The sequence below is a fragment of the Azospirillum mesophilum genome, assembly GCF_053470405.2.
In genome coordinates, this window is sequence record NZ_JBPXMQ020000004.1 from 150093 (window position 1) to 164876 (window position 14784).

Sequence of the window (14784 nt, forward strand, 5' to 3'; positions counted from 1 at the left end):
GGTAACCCGATGCCCAACCGCCTTCCGCTCCTCCTCGCCACCACGGCCCTCGCGCTGATCGCACTGGTCACCGGCCCGGCGCGCTCGGCCACGGTGACGGTGGCGCCGGGTGGGCTGGGCGGTGCCCTGGCGGCCGCCGCGCCGGGCGACACGCTGGTGCTCGCCCCCGGCACGCACTCCGGCCCGGTGGTGGTGAGGACGCCGGTCACGCTGCAAGGCCAGCCGGGCGCCGTCATCGACGGGCGGGGAGAAGGAAACCCGCTGACCGTCTTCGCGCCGGACGTGACGGTCCGGAGCATCGAGGTCCGCAATTCGGGCCTCAGCCTCTTCGAACAGAACACCGGCATCTTCGTCGGCAAGGAAGCGCACCGGACGGTGATCGAGGACAACCGGCTGCGCGGCAATCTGATCGGCATCTACGTCTGGGGCGCCAACGACGTGATGGTCCGCCGCAACGACGTGGTCGGGCGCACGGACCTGCGCGTGGCCGAACGCGGCAACGGCATCCAGCTGTGGAACGCGCCGGGCACGCAGGTGGTGGACAACACGGTCCACGACGGGCGCGACGGCATCTTCACCACGACGTCGAAGAAGAACCTGTTCGCCCGCAACCGGTTCGAGCGGGTGCGCTTCGCCGTCCACTACATGTACACGAACGATTCCGAGGTGTCGGACAACGTGTCGGTCGGCAACAACGTCGGCTACGCGATCATGTATTCCAACAACCTCGTGATCCGGAACAACCGCTCCCAGGGCGACCGCGAGCATGGGCTGCTGCTGAACTACGCCAACAGCGCCACCATCGAGGGCAACGTCATCGACGGGCATTTCGCGGCCGATCAGGCGGAGCCGGTGGAGACCGTCGCCGACAAGGACATGCCCGTGGCGTCCGACGGCCCGGTGGAGGGCAAGCGGTTCGGCACCTGGAAGTGCGTCTTCATCTACAACGCCAACAAGAACCGCTTCACCGGCAACCGGTTCGAGGGCTGCGAGATCGGCGTCCACTTCACCGCCGGGTCGGAGCGCAACGTCCTGACCAACAACGCCTTCATCGGCAACCGCACCCAGGTGAAGTATGTCGGCACCCGCTTCCTCGACTGGTCGGAGAAGGGGCGCGGCAACTACTGGTCCGACAACGCCGCCTTCGACCTGAACGGCGACGGCATCGCCGACGAGGCCTACCGGCCCAACGACGTGATCGACCGCGTGATGTGGGCCTACCCGTCGGCCAAGCTGCTGATGAACAGCCCCGGCGTGCAGGTGATCCGCTGGGCGCAGAAGCAGTTCCCGGCGCTGCACCCCGGCGGCGTGATCGACAGCGCCCCGCTCATGAACCCGCCAGCCATAACCGCGCCACCGCAAACGGCGGAAAGGACCCGGCCATGACCGACACGCCCACCCTCCGCCACACCATTGTTGTGGACGGTGTCTCCAAGCAGTACGGCGACGCCTTCGCCGTGCGCGAGGTGGATTTGACCATGGCCCCCGGCGAGTGCGTGGCGATGGTCGGCCACAACGGCGCCGGCAAAAGCTCGCTCATCAAGCTGATGCTGGGCCTGACCACGCCCACGGCGGGCAGCGTGCGCGTGCTGGACGGCGACCCGGCCAGCGCCGCCGCCTCGCACATCCGCCGGCAGGTCGGCTTCCTGCCTGAGAACGTCGCCTTCCACCCCAGCATGACGGGGCGGGAGACGCTGGACTTCTACGCCAAGCTGAAGGGCGCGCCGCGCCGGGACAACGACGCCCTGTTCGAGCGTGTGGGGCTGGAGCCCGCCGCCATCAAGCGCCGCGTCGGCACCTATTCCAAGGGCATGCGCCAGCGCCTCGCCCTGGCCCAGGCCCTGCTGGGCGGGCCGAAGGTGCTGTTCCTGGACGAGCCGACGACCGGCCTCGACCCCGCCCTGCGGCAGAGCTTCTATGAGATCGTGCGCGACCTGCGCGACGCCGGCACCACCATCCTGCTGTGCAGCCACGCCCTGACCGAACTGGAAGGGCAGGCGGACCGCGTGGTGGTGATGAACCGGGGGCGCAAGGTGGCCGACGGCTCGCTCGCCACGCTGCGCGGGCTTGCCCAGCTTCCGGTGCGCATCCGCCTGACCATGCCGGCCGGCAACGTCGTGGAGATGACCTGCGCCAACGACGAGAAGGTGCGGATGGTCCGCAGCATCGCCTGCGACGGCATGCCGGTCACCGACATCGAGATCCTCCAGCCCAGCCTGGACGACATGTACGCCCACTTCCTGCGCCGGGAGGCTGCGGAATGAACACGCTCCTGATCATCGCCGCCAAGGAGGTGCGCGACGGCCTGCGCAACCGCTGGGTCGTCGCCACGACGCTGCTGATGGCGGCGCTTGCCCTGACCATGAGCTTCCTGGGCGCCGCCCCGACCGGCACGGTCGGCGTCGGCCCGGTGGAGGTCACCATCGTCAGCCTGTCCAGCCTGACCATCTTCCTGCTGCCGCTGATCGCCCTGCTGCTGTCCTTCGACGCGGTGGTGGGGGAGATCGACCGGGGCACCATGACGCTGCTGCTGTCCTACCCGGTGGCGCGCTGGCAGGTGCTGCTCGGCAAGTTCCTGGGCCACGCGGCGATCATCGCCTTCGCGACCGTGCTGGGCTACGGCGCCGCCGGCGTGGCGCTGTCCATGGGCGGGACGAAGATCGGGGCAGAGAGCTGGCGCGCCTTCGCCGCCATGATCGGGTCCAGCGTCCTGCTGGGCGCCGCCTTCACGGCCATGGGCTATCTCGCCTCCACCCTGGTGCGCGACCGCGGCACGGCGGCGGGCATCGCCGTGGCGGTCTGGCTGGCCTTCGTGCTGCTGTACGACATGGGGCTGCTGGGCCTGCTGGTGGCCGACGGCGGCAAGACGCTGAACGCCGAGGTGCTGAACTGGGCGCTGCTCGCCAACCCGGCGGACACTTACCGGCTGTTCAACCTGACCGGCTTCAAGAACGTCAGCCTGTTCGCCGGGACCGCCGGTCTGGCCGCGCAGGCGCAGGTCTCCGCCCCCGTGCTGCTCGCCGTGCTGGCCGGCTGGGTCGTCGCCCCGCTGGCGCTGGCCGCCGCCCTCTTCTCAAGGAAGCAGATCTGATGCGCACCTCCCTGAAAGCCGCGCTGCTCGCCGCCTGCCTGCTGCTTCCGCTCGGCGCCTGCAAGCAGGAGCGCGCGGAGACCGCACCCCCGGCCCCCGTCGCCATCACCGCCGACGCCATCGGCCATTACTGCGGCATGAACCTCGCCGACCATCCCGGCCCCAAGGGGCAGGTGCTGGTGAAGGGGCAGGAACGGCCGGTCTGGCTGTCCTCCGTCCGCGACACCTTCGCCTTCACCATGCTGCCGGAGGAGCCGAAGGAGCTGCGCGCCATCTACGTCACCGACATGGGCAAGACCGCCGACCCGCAAAGGCCGGACCTGTCCGCCTGGGTGGAGGCGCGCAAAGCCTGGTACGTGCTGAACAGCCGCCAGCGCGGCGGCATGGGCGACGCCGAGCCCTTCCCCTTCTCCACGGAGGCCGACGCCCGCGCCTTCGCCGCCAGCAACGGCGGGACGGTCAAGCGCTTCGCCGAGGTGAAGGAGGACGAAATCCTCACCCCGCAAACCGCCTCGGAGGAGCACGCGGAACCGGCGCCGTCCGGGCATGGTGGGCAGGGCGGGCATAACGGACACGGGGGAATGCAATGACCGTCTCTCCGCTCACCCGCCGCCGCTTCCTCGGCATCGCCGCCACGGCGGCCGGGCTGGCGCTGCTTCCCGGCCGGCTGTTCGCGGAGGGCGTGCCTGTCAGGACGTGGCGCGGCGTGGCCCTGGGGGCGGACGCCTGCATCCAGCTCGCCCACCCCGACGCGGCCGAGGCTGACCGGCTGATCGGGCTCTGCCTGGAAGAGGTCGCGCGGCTGGAGCGCGTGTTCAGCCTGTACCGGCCGGACTCCGCCCTGTCGCGACTGAACCGCGACGGCGCGCTGGAGGCGCCGCCCGCCGACCTCGTCCGCCTGCTGTCGGAATCCGTGGCGTTCGGCCACCGCACCGACGGGGCGTTCGATCCGACCGTGCAGCCGCTCTGGCAGCTCTACGCCGGTCACTTCGGCCGCCCCGGCGCCGATCCCGATGGACCGCCGGACGCCGCCGTCCGCGCGGCGGCGGCGCTGGTGGATTACCGGAGCCTCCGCGTCGAGCCCGGCCGCATCGCCTTCGCCCGGCGCGGCATGGCGGTGACGCTGAACGGCATCGCCCAGGGCTACGTCACCGACCGCGTGTCGGAACGCCTGATGGCGGAGGGCATGGACCGCGTGCTGGTGGATCTCGGCGAGATCCGGGCGCTCGGCCATCATCCCTCCGGCCGGCCCTGGACCGTCGCGCTGGCCGACCCGGTCGCGGAGGGACGGACCACGAACACACTGGAGATCGCGGACCGCGCCGTCGCGACCTCGGGCGGCTACGGCACCCGGTTCGACGCGGCCGGGCGCTTCACCCACCTGTTCGATCCGGCCACCGGCCGTTGCGCCGGGGAATGGCTGGCGGCCACCGTGCTGGCGCCGGACGCGACCACCGCCGACGCCCTGTCCACCGCGCTGTCCGTCGTTCCGGAGGCGCAGGCCAGGGCCATCCTCGACCGCCATCCGGGCGTCGCCGCCCGTCTCACCCGCCGCGACGGCAGCGTCCTCGCGCTGCGGGCCTGACCCCCTTTTTCACTGGAGATCGTTATGGGAAGCCTCAGCCTCATGCATTGGGTCGTCGTCCTGCTGCTCGTCCTGCTCCTGTTCGGGGCCGGCAAGCTGCCGTCGGTCATGGGGGACCTCGCCAAGGGCGTGAAGGCCTTCAAGTCCGGCATGAAGGACGAGGCCGACGCGGCCCCGGCGCTGACCGACGGCGCGAGCGGCCCGAAGGCCTCGTAAAGGTGTCGGGGTGAAAGGAACGGGCCGGACCGCGCGCCCATCCCCGCGGTCCGGCCCGATCCCCACAGGGATCAGATGACGTTCTTGCTCATCTGGTCGGCGATGTAGTCGGCCTGACGCAGCGCCAGCGCGACGATGGTCAGGGTGGGGTTCTCCGCCCCGCCGGTGGTGAATTGCGACCCGTCCGACACGAACAGGTTCGCGACGTCGTGCGCCTGCCCCCACTTGTTGACCACGCCGTCACGCGGGCTCGCGCTCATCCGGTTGGTGCCGAGATTGTGCGTGGACGGGTAGGGCGGGGTCGGGAAGGTGCGGATCGCCCCCACCGCCTCGTACAGCGCCATACCCTGCCGGTAGGCGTGGTCGCGCATGGCGATGTCGTTCGGGTGGTCGTCGAAATGGACGTCCGGGATCGGCATCCCGTAGGCATCCTTCTTGTCCGGATGGAGCGACACGCGGTTGGTTTCCTGCGGCATGTCCTCGCCGACCAGCCACATGCCGGCCATCTGGTCGTATCCGTCCAGCGCCGAGGTGAACTCCCGCCCCCAGGCGCCGGGATTGAGGAAGGCCGCCATGAAGGGCAGGCCGAGCGACAGCGTCTCCATCTCGTAGCCGCCGACGAAGCCCCGGTTCGGGTCGTGGCGCGCCTCGTCGGCCACGACGCCGGCCATGGTCGTGCCGCGGTACATGTGGACTTTCTTCTCGAACATCCCGTAGACCGAGCCGGTCATGTGCCGCATGTAGTTCCGGCCGACCTGCCCCGACGAGTTGGCGAGCCCGTCCGGGAACATCGAGGACGCGGAGTTCAGCAGCAGGCGCGGGCTTTCGATGGAGTTGCCGGCCACCGCGACGACGCGCGCCTTCTGGCGCTGGATCGCGCCGGACTTGTCGGCGTAGAGCACGCCGGTGACCTTGCCCTTCGCGTCATGCTCGATCTTCAGCACCTGCGCGTTGGGACGGACCTCCAGGTTGCCGGTCGCCTCGCCCTTCGGGATCTCCGCGACGAGCGTCGACCATTTCGCCCCCGACTTGCAGCCCTGGAAGCAGAAGCCGATCTGCTGGCAGGATCCGCGCCCGTCGCGGGGCTGCGAGTTGATGGCCATGCGCCCGGTGTGGCATTCCTTGTAGCCCATCCGGTCGGCGCCGGCCTTCAGGACCTTGAAGTTGTTGTTGCCGGGCAGGCCGGGGATGCCGTTGGTGCGGGTCACGCCCATGCGGTCCTCGGCCTTGGCGTAGTAGGGCTCCATCTCCTCCAGCGTGACCGGCCAGTCGAGCAGGTTCGCGCCCGCCACCTCGCCGTAGGTCGTGCGTGCCTTGAACTCGTGCGGCTGGAAGCGCAGCGAGGCGCCCGCCCAGTGGATGGTCGATCCGCCGACCGCCTTGACGATCCAGGCCGGCAGGTTGGGGAAATCCTTGGCAACGCGCCAGCTTCCCGAGGTGGTGCGCGGGTCCAGCCAGGAGATCTGGGTGAAGCTGCCCCACTCGTCGTTCTGAAAATCCTCGATCTCGTGGCGGCCCCCCGCTTCGAGGATGACCGTCTTGATGCCCTTCAGCGCCAGTTGCGTGCCGAGCGTCCCACCGCCCGCGCCGGACCCCACGATGACTACGACGCTGTCGTCGTTCAGGTCGAATTTCCCTGCCATGGCTGACGTCCTCCCTGGGGACTTTCGTTCAGAGCCACTCGATGTCGTTGAAGCCGCGGTCGATGTAGCCGCCCTTGGACGCGCTTTCGCCCTCGTAGCCGAAGAGCGGCCAAAGGTCCTTGTTGTTGTAGAGGCCGGTCACCAGCCCGCCGCGCACCTTCTGGAAGAAGGGATCGGCCTCGACCTCGCGCAGCAGACGGACCCGGTCCGCCTCCCAGCCGACCTCGGCGTAGGGCATGCCGTGTTTGGCCTTGGCAAGCTTGTCGAGCTTCGCCATGCCCGCCTCCATCAGGTCCTTGAGCGCGGCATCCTTGGCCGCCGCCTCGTCCTGGACCTTCATGGCGACGGCGTAGAAGCGGTCGCCCAGCCGGTCGTGCGGGTAGATGTCGCGGGCCATCTTGACCAGGGAGCGCATGGTTTCGGGCGCCAGCGCCTTCGTCTCGTACCCCCAGGCCTCCGACGGGCAGAGGATGGCGCTGCCCGACACCAGGATGGCGGTCGCCGCGGCGGCCGTGGCGGAGGCCGCCAGGAAGGCGCGGCGTCCGACGGCCGTGTCGATGGTGGAACTCATGGATTCCTCCCATTTTTGTGAGAGCCGGGGAGCCGCCGGTTCAGCGGTACCGGCCGTGGCGCTGGAGGACCTCGATCTTGTAGCCGTCGGGGTCCTGGATGAAAAAGAAGCGCGCCATCAGCGCCCCGTCCCGCATGAATTCCTTGATGGGGTTGGGGGCAAAGCCGAGGTCGGTCAGCCGCCGATGCTCGGCGTCGAGGTCGTCCACGCACAGGGCGATGTGACCATAGCCGTCCCCGTGGGTGTAAGGCTCCGCACGGTCGTGGTTGATGGTCAGCTCGACCTCGAAATCGCTCTCCGCGTTGCGGAGGTAGACCAGCGTAAAGCCTTCGAAGGCAAAGCGGTCGGCGCATTCCAGCCCGAACGCATTGCCGTAGAAATCCCGGGACCGCTGTTCGTCGAGAACCCGGATCATCATATGGATCGCCTTGGCCATGGCGGTCGGCTCCATTCCGGTTGGGAGACGCGCCGGAAAGGCGCCGTCACCGCTGACCAGGGAATGGTATTCCGCGCGCACCGTTGGCGGCGCGGTAAGTCCGTACTACTTGCAAATCTCCATGGGAGTAACACCGGCGGGCGGCCCCCGCCGGTGTCATGTCCATCAGGACCAGACGTGCGTGCGGCGGTCCTCGATGCGCTTGGCCTTGTGCACGGCGCGGGGCAGGGAGTCCGGGTCCAGAACGACGACCTCGGCGCCGACGCCGGTGACCGCCTTCAGATGGCGGCGCAGCCGGTCCCGCAGTTCCTCCGGCGTGCCGTTGAAGCCGTGGGCGCGCTCCACCTCCACCGTCAGGCGGTCGAGATGCTCGACCCGGTCCACGACCAGCCGGTACTCGCCGGTCAGGGCGGTGTCCTGGCGGATGGCCGCCTCCACGTCGCTGGGGAAGATGTTCACACCCTTGATGATGAGCATGTCGTCCAGGCGCCCGTGCACCCCCTTCAGGCGCAGGGACGTGCGGCCGCAGCGGCAGGGCTCGGTGGTGACGGACACGATGTCGCCGGTGCGGAAGCGGATCAGCGGGCGCGCCCGCTTGCGCAGGGTGGTCAGCACCATCTCGCCGCGCTCCCCTTCCGGAACCGGCTCGCCCGTTTCGGGGTCAAGGACTTCGACCAGGATGTGGTCCTCGGCCCAGTGCAGCCCGTCCTTCTCCGTGCACATGCCGGCGCAGGAGCCGAAGATGTCCGACAGGCCGTAGTAGTCGTAGACCTCCGCGCCCCACAGCGCCTCGATGCGGGAGCGGGTCTCGGGGATGGAGCCGCCGGGCTCGCCCGCCACGAACAGGCGGCGCACGGCGAGATCGCGGCGCAGGTCGATGCCCTCCTTCACGGCGGTCTCGCCGAGATGCCAGGCGTAGGACGGCGTGGTCCACAGCGCGGTCACCTGGAACTGCTTCAGCACGGCCAGCAACCGTTCCGACGGCAGCGTGCCCGCGTGGATGCTGAGCGCGCCCAGCTTCTGCGCGCCCAGCACGCAGGGGCCGCCGACGAACAGCGAAAAGTTCAGCGCGTGGGCGTAGCGGTCGGTCGGGCGCAGGCCGCTCGACCAGAACTGGCGCGCCTCATAGTCGATCCACTCGTCGAAATCCTCCGCGGTGAAGGGCGAGGCGGTCGGAATGCCGGTGGATCCGCTGGAGGCGGAGATGTACACGATGTCGCGCTCCGGCACCGCCACGATGTCCCCGAAGGGGGAAACCGCCTTCTGCCGGTCGCGCAGGGTCGCCTTGTCCAGGAACGGGAAGCGGCGCAGGTCGTCCAGCGTGCGGAACTGGTCCGGGTGCACGCCGTGGGCCTCGAAAGCGGACCGGTAGTAGGGCGACCCGTCGTAGGCGTGGCGCAGATGCTTTGCCAGCAGGTCGAACTGAAGCTGACGCCATTCGGCCCGGCTCTGGGTTTCCAGCACGGGTTGCCAATAGGCCTGGTCGTCGGAATGCGCCGTCATGCTTTGTCCCTTGCCGCTGGTGTAAATTAATCCCGCTTTCAAACCAGCGGAATGGGTGAATATCTACCTATGGCATAACCATATTTTGTTATTCGAATTTGGAACCACAGCCATGTGCGGACGGGACGCGGAAAACGGGCAACGCCCCGGCCGCGCGGGGCAGCCGGGGCGTCGTGGACCCATGTTTTACGGGGGATGAGTGTGGTTCGTCAGGCCGCGCGGATTTCGGCGAGGAAGCGGTTCACCTCGCCGCGCAGCGTCTCCGCGTGCCGCCCGAGCTGGTCGGCAGCGCTCAGCACCTGAGACGCGGCGGCGCCCGTTTCTCCCGCGCCCTGGCTGACGCCGGTGATGTGGCCCGAGACGTCCTGCGTGCCGCGCGCCGCTTCCTGAAGGTTGCGGGTGATTTCGGCCGTTGCGGCGGCCTGCTCCTCGGCGGCCGAGGCCACGGTGCCGGTGATCGCGCTCATGTCGGTGATGGTGCCGCCGATCACCTTGATGGCCTGCACCGCCTGTTCGGTCACCGACTGCACCTGGGCGATTTCCGCCGCGATCTCCTCGGTGGCCTTGGCGGTCTGGTTGGCGAGGCTCTTCACCTCCGACGCGACAACGGCGAAGCCCTTGCCGGCCTCCCCGGCGCGCGCGGCTTCGATGGTGGCGTTCAGCGCCAGCAGGTTGGTCTGGCCGGCGATGTTGTTGATGAGGTCGATCACCTTGCTGATCCGCTCGACCGCCTCGACCAGGCTCAGGATGGTTTCGTCCGTGCGCTGGGCGTCGGTCACGGCCCTTCCGGCGATGGCGGAGGACTGCGCCATCTGTTTCGTCACTTCGGAGATGGAGGCCGACAGCTGCTCCGTCGCGGCGGCGACCGTCTGGACGTTGCTGGCGGCTTGGTTGGAGCCCGCCGCGACGGACTGCGCCTGCTGGTTGGTCTGTTCGGCGGTCGCCGTCAGCGTGGTCGCCGCGCTCTGCATCTCCGTGGCGGCGGAGGCGACGATCTCGACCACCCCCAGCACGCTGGCCTCGAAGCTGTCGGCCACCCTGAGCATGGAGTTGCGGCGCTCCACCTCCGCCCGGCGGGCGGCTTCCTCCTGCTGGTGCTGGAGGTCGGCGACCTTGCGGGCGTTCTCCTTGAACTGCTGAAGCGTCTGGTTGATGCGGCCGATCTCGTCGCCGCGGGACTGTTCCGGAACGGTGACGTCGTAATTCCCGGCGGCCATCGCCTCGATCACCGTGATGGTGCGACCAAGCGGCCGCCGCACCAGCACCAGCAGCACGCCGCCCAGAGTCGCCATCAGGGCCACCAGGAAGATGGCGCTTCCGCCGATCAGGCTGTTGCGGATGGCCGCGGCGTTCTCCTCCGCCTTGGTGAGCGGCAGGCCGACGAGCAGGGACCAGGGCGTCTTCGTCTCGCCCACCCGCACCGGCACGGCAAGCCGGAGAACCTGCGCGTTCAGGACCCGCGAAAAGATCTCCGTCGAATAGAAGCGGCCCTCCTGGACGGCCTTTTTCGCCTCGGTAAGGCCGGGGTCGGCCTCGTCGATCGGCTTCCCGAGCAGGTCCGCCTTCTGGTAGGCGACCCACCGCCCGGCGTTGGAGATCAGGGCGACGGCGCCGTTGCCGAAGGGCCGGATGGTCTGAAGCCGCTCCGACATCCTGTCCAGCGCCACGTCGATGCCGGCGACGCCGAGGAACCGGCCGTCCTGCAGGATCGGCACGGCGATCGAGGTGATCATCACATCCTTGCCGGACACCTTGTACATGTACGGCTCAACGATCACCGGCGCCTTGGTCTTCTTCGGCAGCAGGTAATAATCGCCGGCACCGTCCTTGTCGTAGTCCTCCAGCGTCTCCAGGACGATGTCGCCGCTCCCGCGGTTCCAGTAGGACAGGAAGCGCCCGGTCTTGTCCGATCCCTGCGCCCCGACATACTCCGAGTCGCGGTTGTCCAGCGCGCGCGGCTCGAACCCGGCCCACACGCCGAGATAGTCGGAATGGGCGGCCAGCGTGTCGCGCAGCAGCTGGTTGACGTGCTCGCGCGTGGCGGTCCCGGAACGCTGCGCGCTGAGGATCGCTTCGCGCACGTCTTCGGCGACGGTCATGATGGTGCCGAGTTGCCGTTCGACCTCCGCGGCGTGCCGGTAGCCGAGCTGTTGTCCTTCGCTCATCACCGCGGACCGCGCCTGATCGGCGCTCCACCGGGTCATGATCGCGGTGCCGATGCCGACCGAAATCACCACGACGGCGCTGGTCATCAGCAGAAGCTTGCCGGTCAGGGAGAGCTTTCCAAGGGTCACCGTTCGCTCCTCCGTTTTTATGGGTTCACCGTCAACGGCGAGTCCGGTACCCCGGCACCCGCCCCCGTTGCGGCTCCCTTGTTTAGTGTCTTAATTACTTTGGAACGGATAACCCTGCGCGCGCAAGTGTTTTTGTGCAGCGCTCAGTGCGCATGGTTGCGGAGCACGCTCCCGCCCGGCTCTCCCCCCGATTGCGAAGGTAGGGGGCTGCCGTCGGCTGCAGCGATGCCTTGCGCCTACCGGTGGTCTATGTTCTTGCGGCCCATGTTCTTGCGGACAATAGCCGCGATGATCAGCCCGAAAGCCGCGAGCCGGATCAGGTAAAGCCACCCCTGCTCTTCGTTCATGGAACTGCTCAGCGCGACGGCGCCCTGGCCAAGCGCCAGCAGCCAGAAGGCGAAGCCGAAGTTGATGAACAGGCTGTCGCGCGTGCGGCGCCAGAACCGCAGGAAGAAGAGGCCGGCGACCGCATAGCCCATGGCGATCATGCCGGACAGGAACAGGTAGCTCGACGGCGCCATCACTCGGCATCCCAGACAAAGCCGTAGAGAAGGGCGCCGACCCCGCCAAGCGCCGTCAGAGTCCGGTAGGGCAGGAGGTCGATGTTCGGCAACACCACCACGTCGATGAACAGCAACAGGTTGTTCGCCGCGAGGCCGACGAAGCAGATCGTGCTCCACAGCAGCAGCCGGCTGCGCGTGCGCATGAAGCTGCGGGCGAGCAGGACCATGCACACGACGCTGGCGGCGAAGCACAGCAGGTAGACGGATGATCGAACAAGTTCCATGCCAGTCATCCTTGCCTCAGTCATCCTTGCGCAGGCGGAAGGCGTCGGCGAAGCCCTGGATTCCGCCCGACGACACGGAATAGAGATCCTGTATGACGGCCGCCGGCCGGGTGGCGTAGGCCGCCGCGATCTCTTCCGCCCACTGGTCGAGCGCGGGTGCGGCGGCCTGATACCGCAGACGCCCATCGGCCTCCTCGACGACGAGGCCGACGTGCCGCAGGTTAGCCGTAGCCTCCTGAATGATGACCGTGCTGCTGCGCGATTCCCGGATGAGTTCGTCGGCGCTCCACGCCCGTCCGGCGTCACGGCGCAGGATGAGCAGGATTTCCAGCGTCCACACCGTCCTGATCGACCGTCGAAGCAGGCCAAGGGCATCGTTCGAAAGCACGCCGCCAGTCCATCGTCTGTTCCGGTTTTCTCCGCGCCCCCGACGATCGGGAACGTTTCAGCGCCTCGGCCCGCGAAAAGGGACGGGAGTGTGCACGCGGGCCGGCCGGGCGTCGACCCCGACATCCCGCCTATCCGACATCCCGCCTATTTCGCCCGGCAATCCGCGTCAGTTCGACAGGGCCTGCGCCGCACCGGCCACGCCCACCGGCGTATTGCTCATCGCGGCGGCGATGGCCGCGATGAGCGTCGGCTGCGTGAACGGCTTGTTGAGCCGCGGCACATGCTCGACCTCCGGCGGCAGTTCGGCGTAGCCGGAGGTGAGGAGCGTCGGCAGGCCCAGGCCCATCCGTTCGATCTCGCGGATCAGCTGGACGCCGGTCATGCCCGGCATCGCCTGATCGGTCACCACGAGGTCGAAGGTTTGTCCGCCGTGCAGCGCGGCCAAGGCCTCCTCGCCCGAGCCCGCCTCGACCACCGTATGGCCCATCTCTTCGAGCATGGCGACCGAGGCCATGCGGACGAGGGCGTCGTCGTCGACCAGCAGGATGGTGCAGGGGCGGACCGCTTCCGGCCGTGGCTGCGGCTTTTCCAGGACCGTCGGCGCCTTCGCGGCATCCGCCCGCGGAATCCACAGGGAAACTGTGGTCCCCCGCTCCGGCGTGCTGTCGATCCGCATGGCGCCGCCGGATTGGGCGGCAAGGCCGTGCACCATCGACAGGCCGAGCCCCGTGCCCTTGCCGATGCCCTTGGTGGTGAAGAAGGGTTCGGTGGCGCGCCGGCGCGTTTCCGCGTCCATGCCGGCCCCGGTGTCCGCGACCGACACGCGCACGTAATTGCCGGGCGGCAGGAAGGCGCCGAAGCCGGCGCTCACGGTCTCGTTCTCCGCGGAGATGCGGAGCGACCCGCCGTCCGGCATGGCGTCGCGCCCGTTCACGGCAAGGTTCAGGATCGCCAGTTCCAGCTGGTGGGGGTCGATGTGCGCGCGGTCGAGCTGGTCGGGGAAATGCGTTTCGACCTGCACCAGGGGGCCGAGCGAGCGTTGCAGCAGGTCGGCCATCCCCTCGACCAGCGCCGGAACCTCGACCGCCTCGGGCTTCAGGTCCTGCTTGCGGGCGAAGGCCAGCATGCGGCGGGTCAGCGCCGCCCCGCGTTCCGCGCCCTGGATGGCGCAGTCGATCATGGTCTGGCCCCGAAGATCGTCCGCCAGCCTCGGCCGCAGCATTTCCAGGTTCGTCAGGATCACCGCCAGCAGATTGTTGAAGTCGTGCGCCACGCCGCCGGTGAGCCGGCCGAGCGCCTCGGTCTTCTGCAACTGCACGACCTGTTGCGTGCGCTCCTCGACGCGCTGTTCCAGCTGGTTGTTCAGCAGGCTCAGGGCCTCCGTCGCCTCGCGGCGGTCGGTCACGTCGAAGTTGACGCCCATCATGCGCAACGGCTGCCCCGCCTCGTCGTGGACGACGCTGCCGCGCGCGGCCAGCCACCGGACAGTGCCGTCCGGCCAAACCACCCGGAACTCACTCTCGTAGGGCGTGTGGCCTTCGACCGCGGCGTCAATCTCGCGCTGCACCCGGGCCTGGTCGTCGGGATGGACGGCCCGCAGGAGGGTGCCGTGGGACGCGGTCGGGCCGGCGGTGTCCATGCCCAGAAGCCGCCCCAGCCCTTCCGACCAGGTGACCGTGTCGGTCTGGATGTCCCAGCTCCAGGTGACGATGCCGCCGGCGTCCTGCGCCAGCCGGACGCGGCTTTCGCTTTCCTGAAGCAGCGCGTTGGACGCCTCCAGCTCGGCCGTCCGCTCGGCCACGCGGCGCTCCAGCTCGCTGTTGAGGCGTTCGAGCTGGCGGGTCTTGCGGTGCAGGTCCGCGAAGGTCCGCACCTTGGCCCGCAGGATTTCCGGCACGACCGGGACCGGGATGTAGTCCACCGCCCCGCACTCGTACCCCTTCAGGCGGTCGAGGTCGGTCATGTGGATGGCCGAGATGAAGATGATCGCGATCTTCTCGAACCGCGGATGCTCCCGGATCATCGCCGCCAGCTCGAACCCGTCCAGCTCCGGCATGCACACGTCGACCAGCACGACGGCGATGTCGTTCTTCAGCAGGTGGGCCAAAGCCTCCCGCGCCGAGTTGGCCTTGATCAGCGTCTCGTCGAGTTCCTGGAGGATCACCTCGTAGCTGAGCAGCTTCGCCGGCTGGTCGTCGACCAGGAGGATATTGACCCTATCGTCCTTCAAAAGAGCGTCCTTCACGAGGTCATCGTTCACGGTCGTTC

15 protein-coding genes are annotated in these 14784 nt (G+C 68.6%); 6 read left to right on the forward strand and 9 right to left on the reverse strand.

Annotation, left to right across the window (positions count from 1 at the left end):
• Nucleotides 1–9 precede the first annotated feature (9 nt).
• Genes ACSVC7_RS06650 through ACSVC7_RS06675 form a run of 6 tightly spaced genes read left to right on the forward strand, consistent with a single transcriptional unit; the run spans nucleotide 10 to nucleotide 4892 of the window.
• Nucleotides 10–1386, forward strand: coding sequence for a nitrous oxide reductase family maturation protein NosD (locus ACSVC7_RS06650; protein ID WP_448203866.1), 1377 nt, complete (start codon nucleotides 10–12; stop codon nucleotides 1384–1386).
• Entirely contained in the window at nucleotides 1383–2264 is an 882-nt protein-coding gene (locus ACSVC7_RS06655) for an ABC transporter ATP-binding protein (RefSeq protein WP_448203867.1), read from the forward strand. Before ACSVC7_RS06650 ends, ACSVC7_RS06655 begins: the two co-directional genes overlap by 4 nt.
• Nucleotides 2261–3091 (forward strand): ABC transporter permease, encoded by an 831-nt coding sequence (locus ACSVC7_RS06660; RefSeq protein WP_448203868.1) that lies wholly within the window; start codon nucleotides 2261–2263, stop codon nucleotides 3089–3091. Before ACSVC7_RS06655 ends, ACSVC7_RS06660 begins: the two co-directional genes overlap by 4 nt.
• Nucleotides 3091–3681: a nitrous oxide reductase accessory protein NosL gene (locus ACSVC7_RS06665; protein WP_448203869.1), complete on the forward strand. Its 591-nt coding sequence runs from the start codon at nucleotides 3091–3093 to the stop codon at nucleotides 3679–3681. The genes ACSVC7_RS06660 and ACSVC7_RS06665 overlap by 1 nt, the downstream gene beginning before the upstream one ends.
• Entirely contained in the window at nucleotides 3678–4676 is a 999-nt protein-coding gene (locus ACSVC7_RS06670) for an FAD:protein FMN transferase (RefSeq protein ID WP_448203870.1), read from the forward strand. The genes ACSVC7_RS06665 and ACSVC7_RS06670 overlap by 4 nt, the downstream gene beginning before the upstream one ends.
• Nucleotides 4677–4700: 24 nt before the next feature.
• Nucleotides 4701–4892 carry a twin-arginine translocase TatA/TatE family subunit gene (locus tag ACSVC7_RS06675; protein ID WP_448203871.1) on the forward strand — a complete coding sequence of 64 codons (192 nt, stop codon included), beginning with the start codon at nucleotides 4701–4703 and terminating at the stop codon, nucleotides 4890–4892.
• A gap of 71 nt (nucleotides 4893–4963) precedes the next feature.
• Here ACSVC7_RS06675 and ACSVC7_RS06680 read toward each other — a convergent pair whose 3' ends face one another.
• The 9 genes from ACSVC7_RS06680 to ACSVC7_RS06720 all read right to left on the reverse strand — a co-directional run bounded on the left by ACSVC7_RS06680 (nucleotide 4964) and on the right by ACSVC7_RS06720 (nucleotide 14776).
• Nucleotides 4964–6535 (reverse strand): GMC family oxidoreductase, encoded by a 1572-nt coding sequence (locus ACSVC7_RS06680; RefSeq protein ID WP_448203872.1) that lies wholly within the window; start codon nucleotides 6533–6535, stop codon nucleotides 4964–4966.
• A gap of 28 nt (nucleotides 6536–6563) precedes the next feature.
• Complete coding sequence (locus ACSVC7_RS06685; RefSeq protein WP_448203873.1) at nucleotides 6564–7106, reverse strand: Twin-arginine translocation pathway signal; 543 nt, start codon at nucleotides 7104–7106, stop codon at nucleotides 6564–6566.
• 40 nt (nucleotides 7107–7146) lie between these two features.
• Nucleotides 7147–7542, reverse strand: coding sequence for a VOC family protein (locus ACSVC7_RS06690; RefSeq protein ID WP_448203874.1), 396 nt, complete (start codon nucleotides 7540–7542; stop codon nucleotides 7147–7149).
• A gap of 165 nt (nucleotides 7543–7707) precedes the next feature.
• Complete coding sequence (locus tag ACSVC7_RS06695) at nucleotides 7708–9045, reverse strand: phenylacetate--CoA ligase family protein (RefSeq protein ID WP_448203875.1); 1338 nt, start codon at nucleotides 9043–9045, stop codon at nucleotides 7708–7710.
• A 209-nt stretch (nucleotides 9046–9254) separates the two neighbouring features.
• On the reverse strand, nucleotides 9255–11339 hold the full coding sequence (locus tag ACSVC7_RS06700; protein ID WP_448203876.1) for a methyl-accepting chemotaxis protein: 2085 nt from the start codon (nucleotides 11337–11339) through the stop codon (nucleotides 9255–9257).
• A 236-nt stretch (nucleotides 11340–11575) separates the two neighbouring features.
• Nucleotides 11576–11860, reverse strand: coding sequence for a DUF5985 family protein (locus tag ACSVC7_RS06705; RefSeq protein WP_448203877.1), 285 nt, complete (start codon nucleotides 11858–11860; stop codon nucleotides 11576–11578).
• A complete protein-coding gene (locus ACSVC7_RS06710) occupies nucleotides 11860–12126 on the reverse strand; it encodes a DUF5985 family protein (protein WP_448203878.1) in 267 nt (88 codons plus the stop codon). Before ACSVC7_RS06710 ends, ACSVC7_RS06705 begins: the two co-directional genes overlap by 1 nt.
• A 16-nt stretch (nucleotides 12127–12142) precedes the next feature.
• Nucleotides 12143–12514, reverse strand: a complete 372-nt coding sequence (locus ACSVC7_RS06715; protein ID WP_448203879.1) for a hypothetical protein — start codon at nucleotides 12512–12514, stop codon at nucleotides 12143–12145.
• Nucleotides 12515–12682: 168 nt separating this feature from the next.
• On the reverse strand, nucleotides 12683–14776 hold the full coding sequence (locus tag ACSVC7_RS06720) for a response regulator (RefSeq protein ID WP_448203880.1): 2094 nt from the start codon (nucleotides 14774–14776) through the stop codon (nucleotides 12683–12685).
• Between the last annotated feature and the right edge of the window lie 8 nt (nucleotides 14777–14784).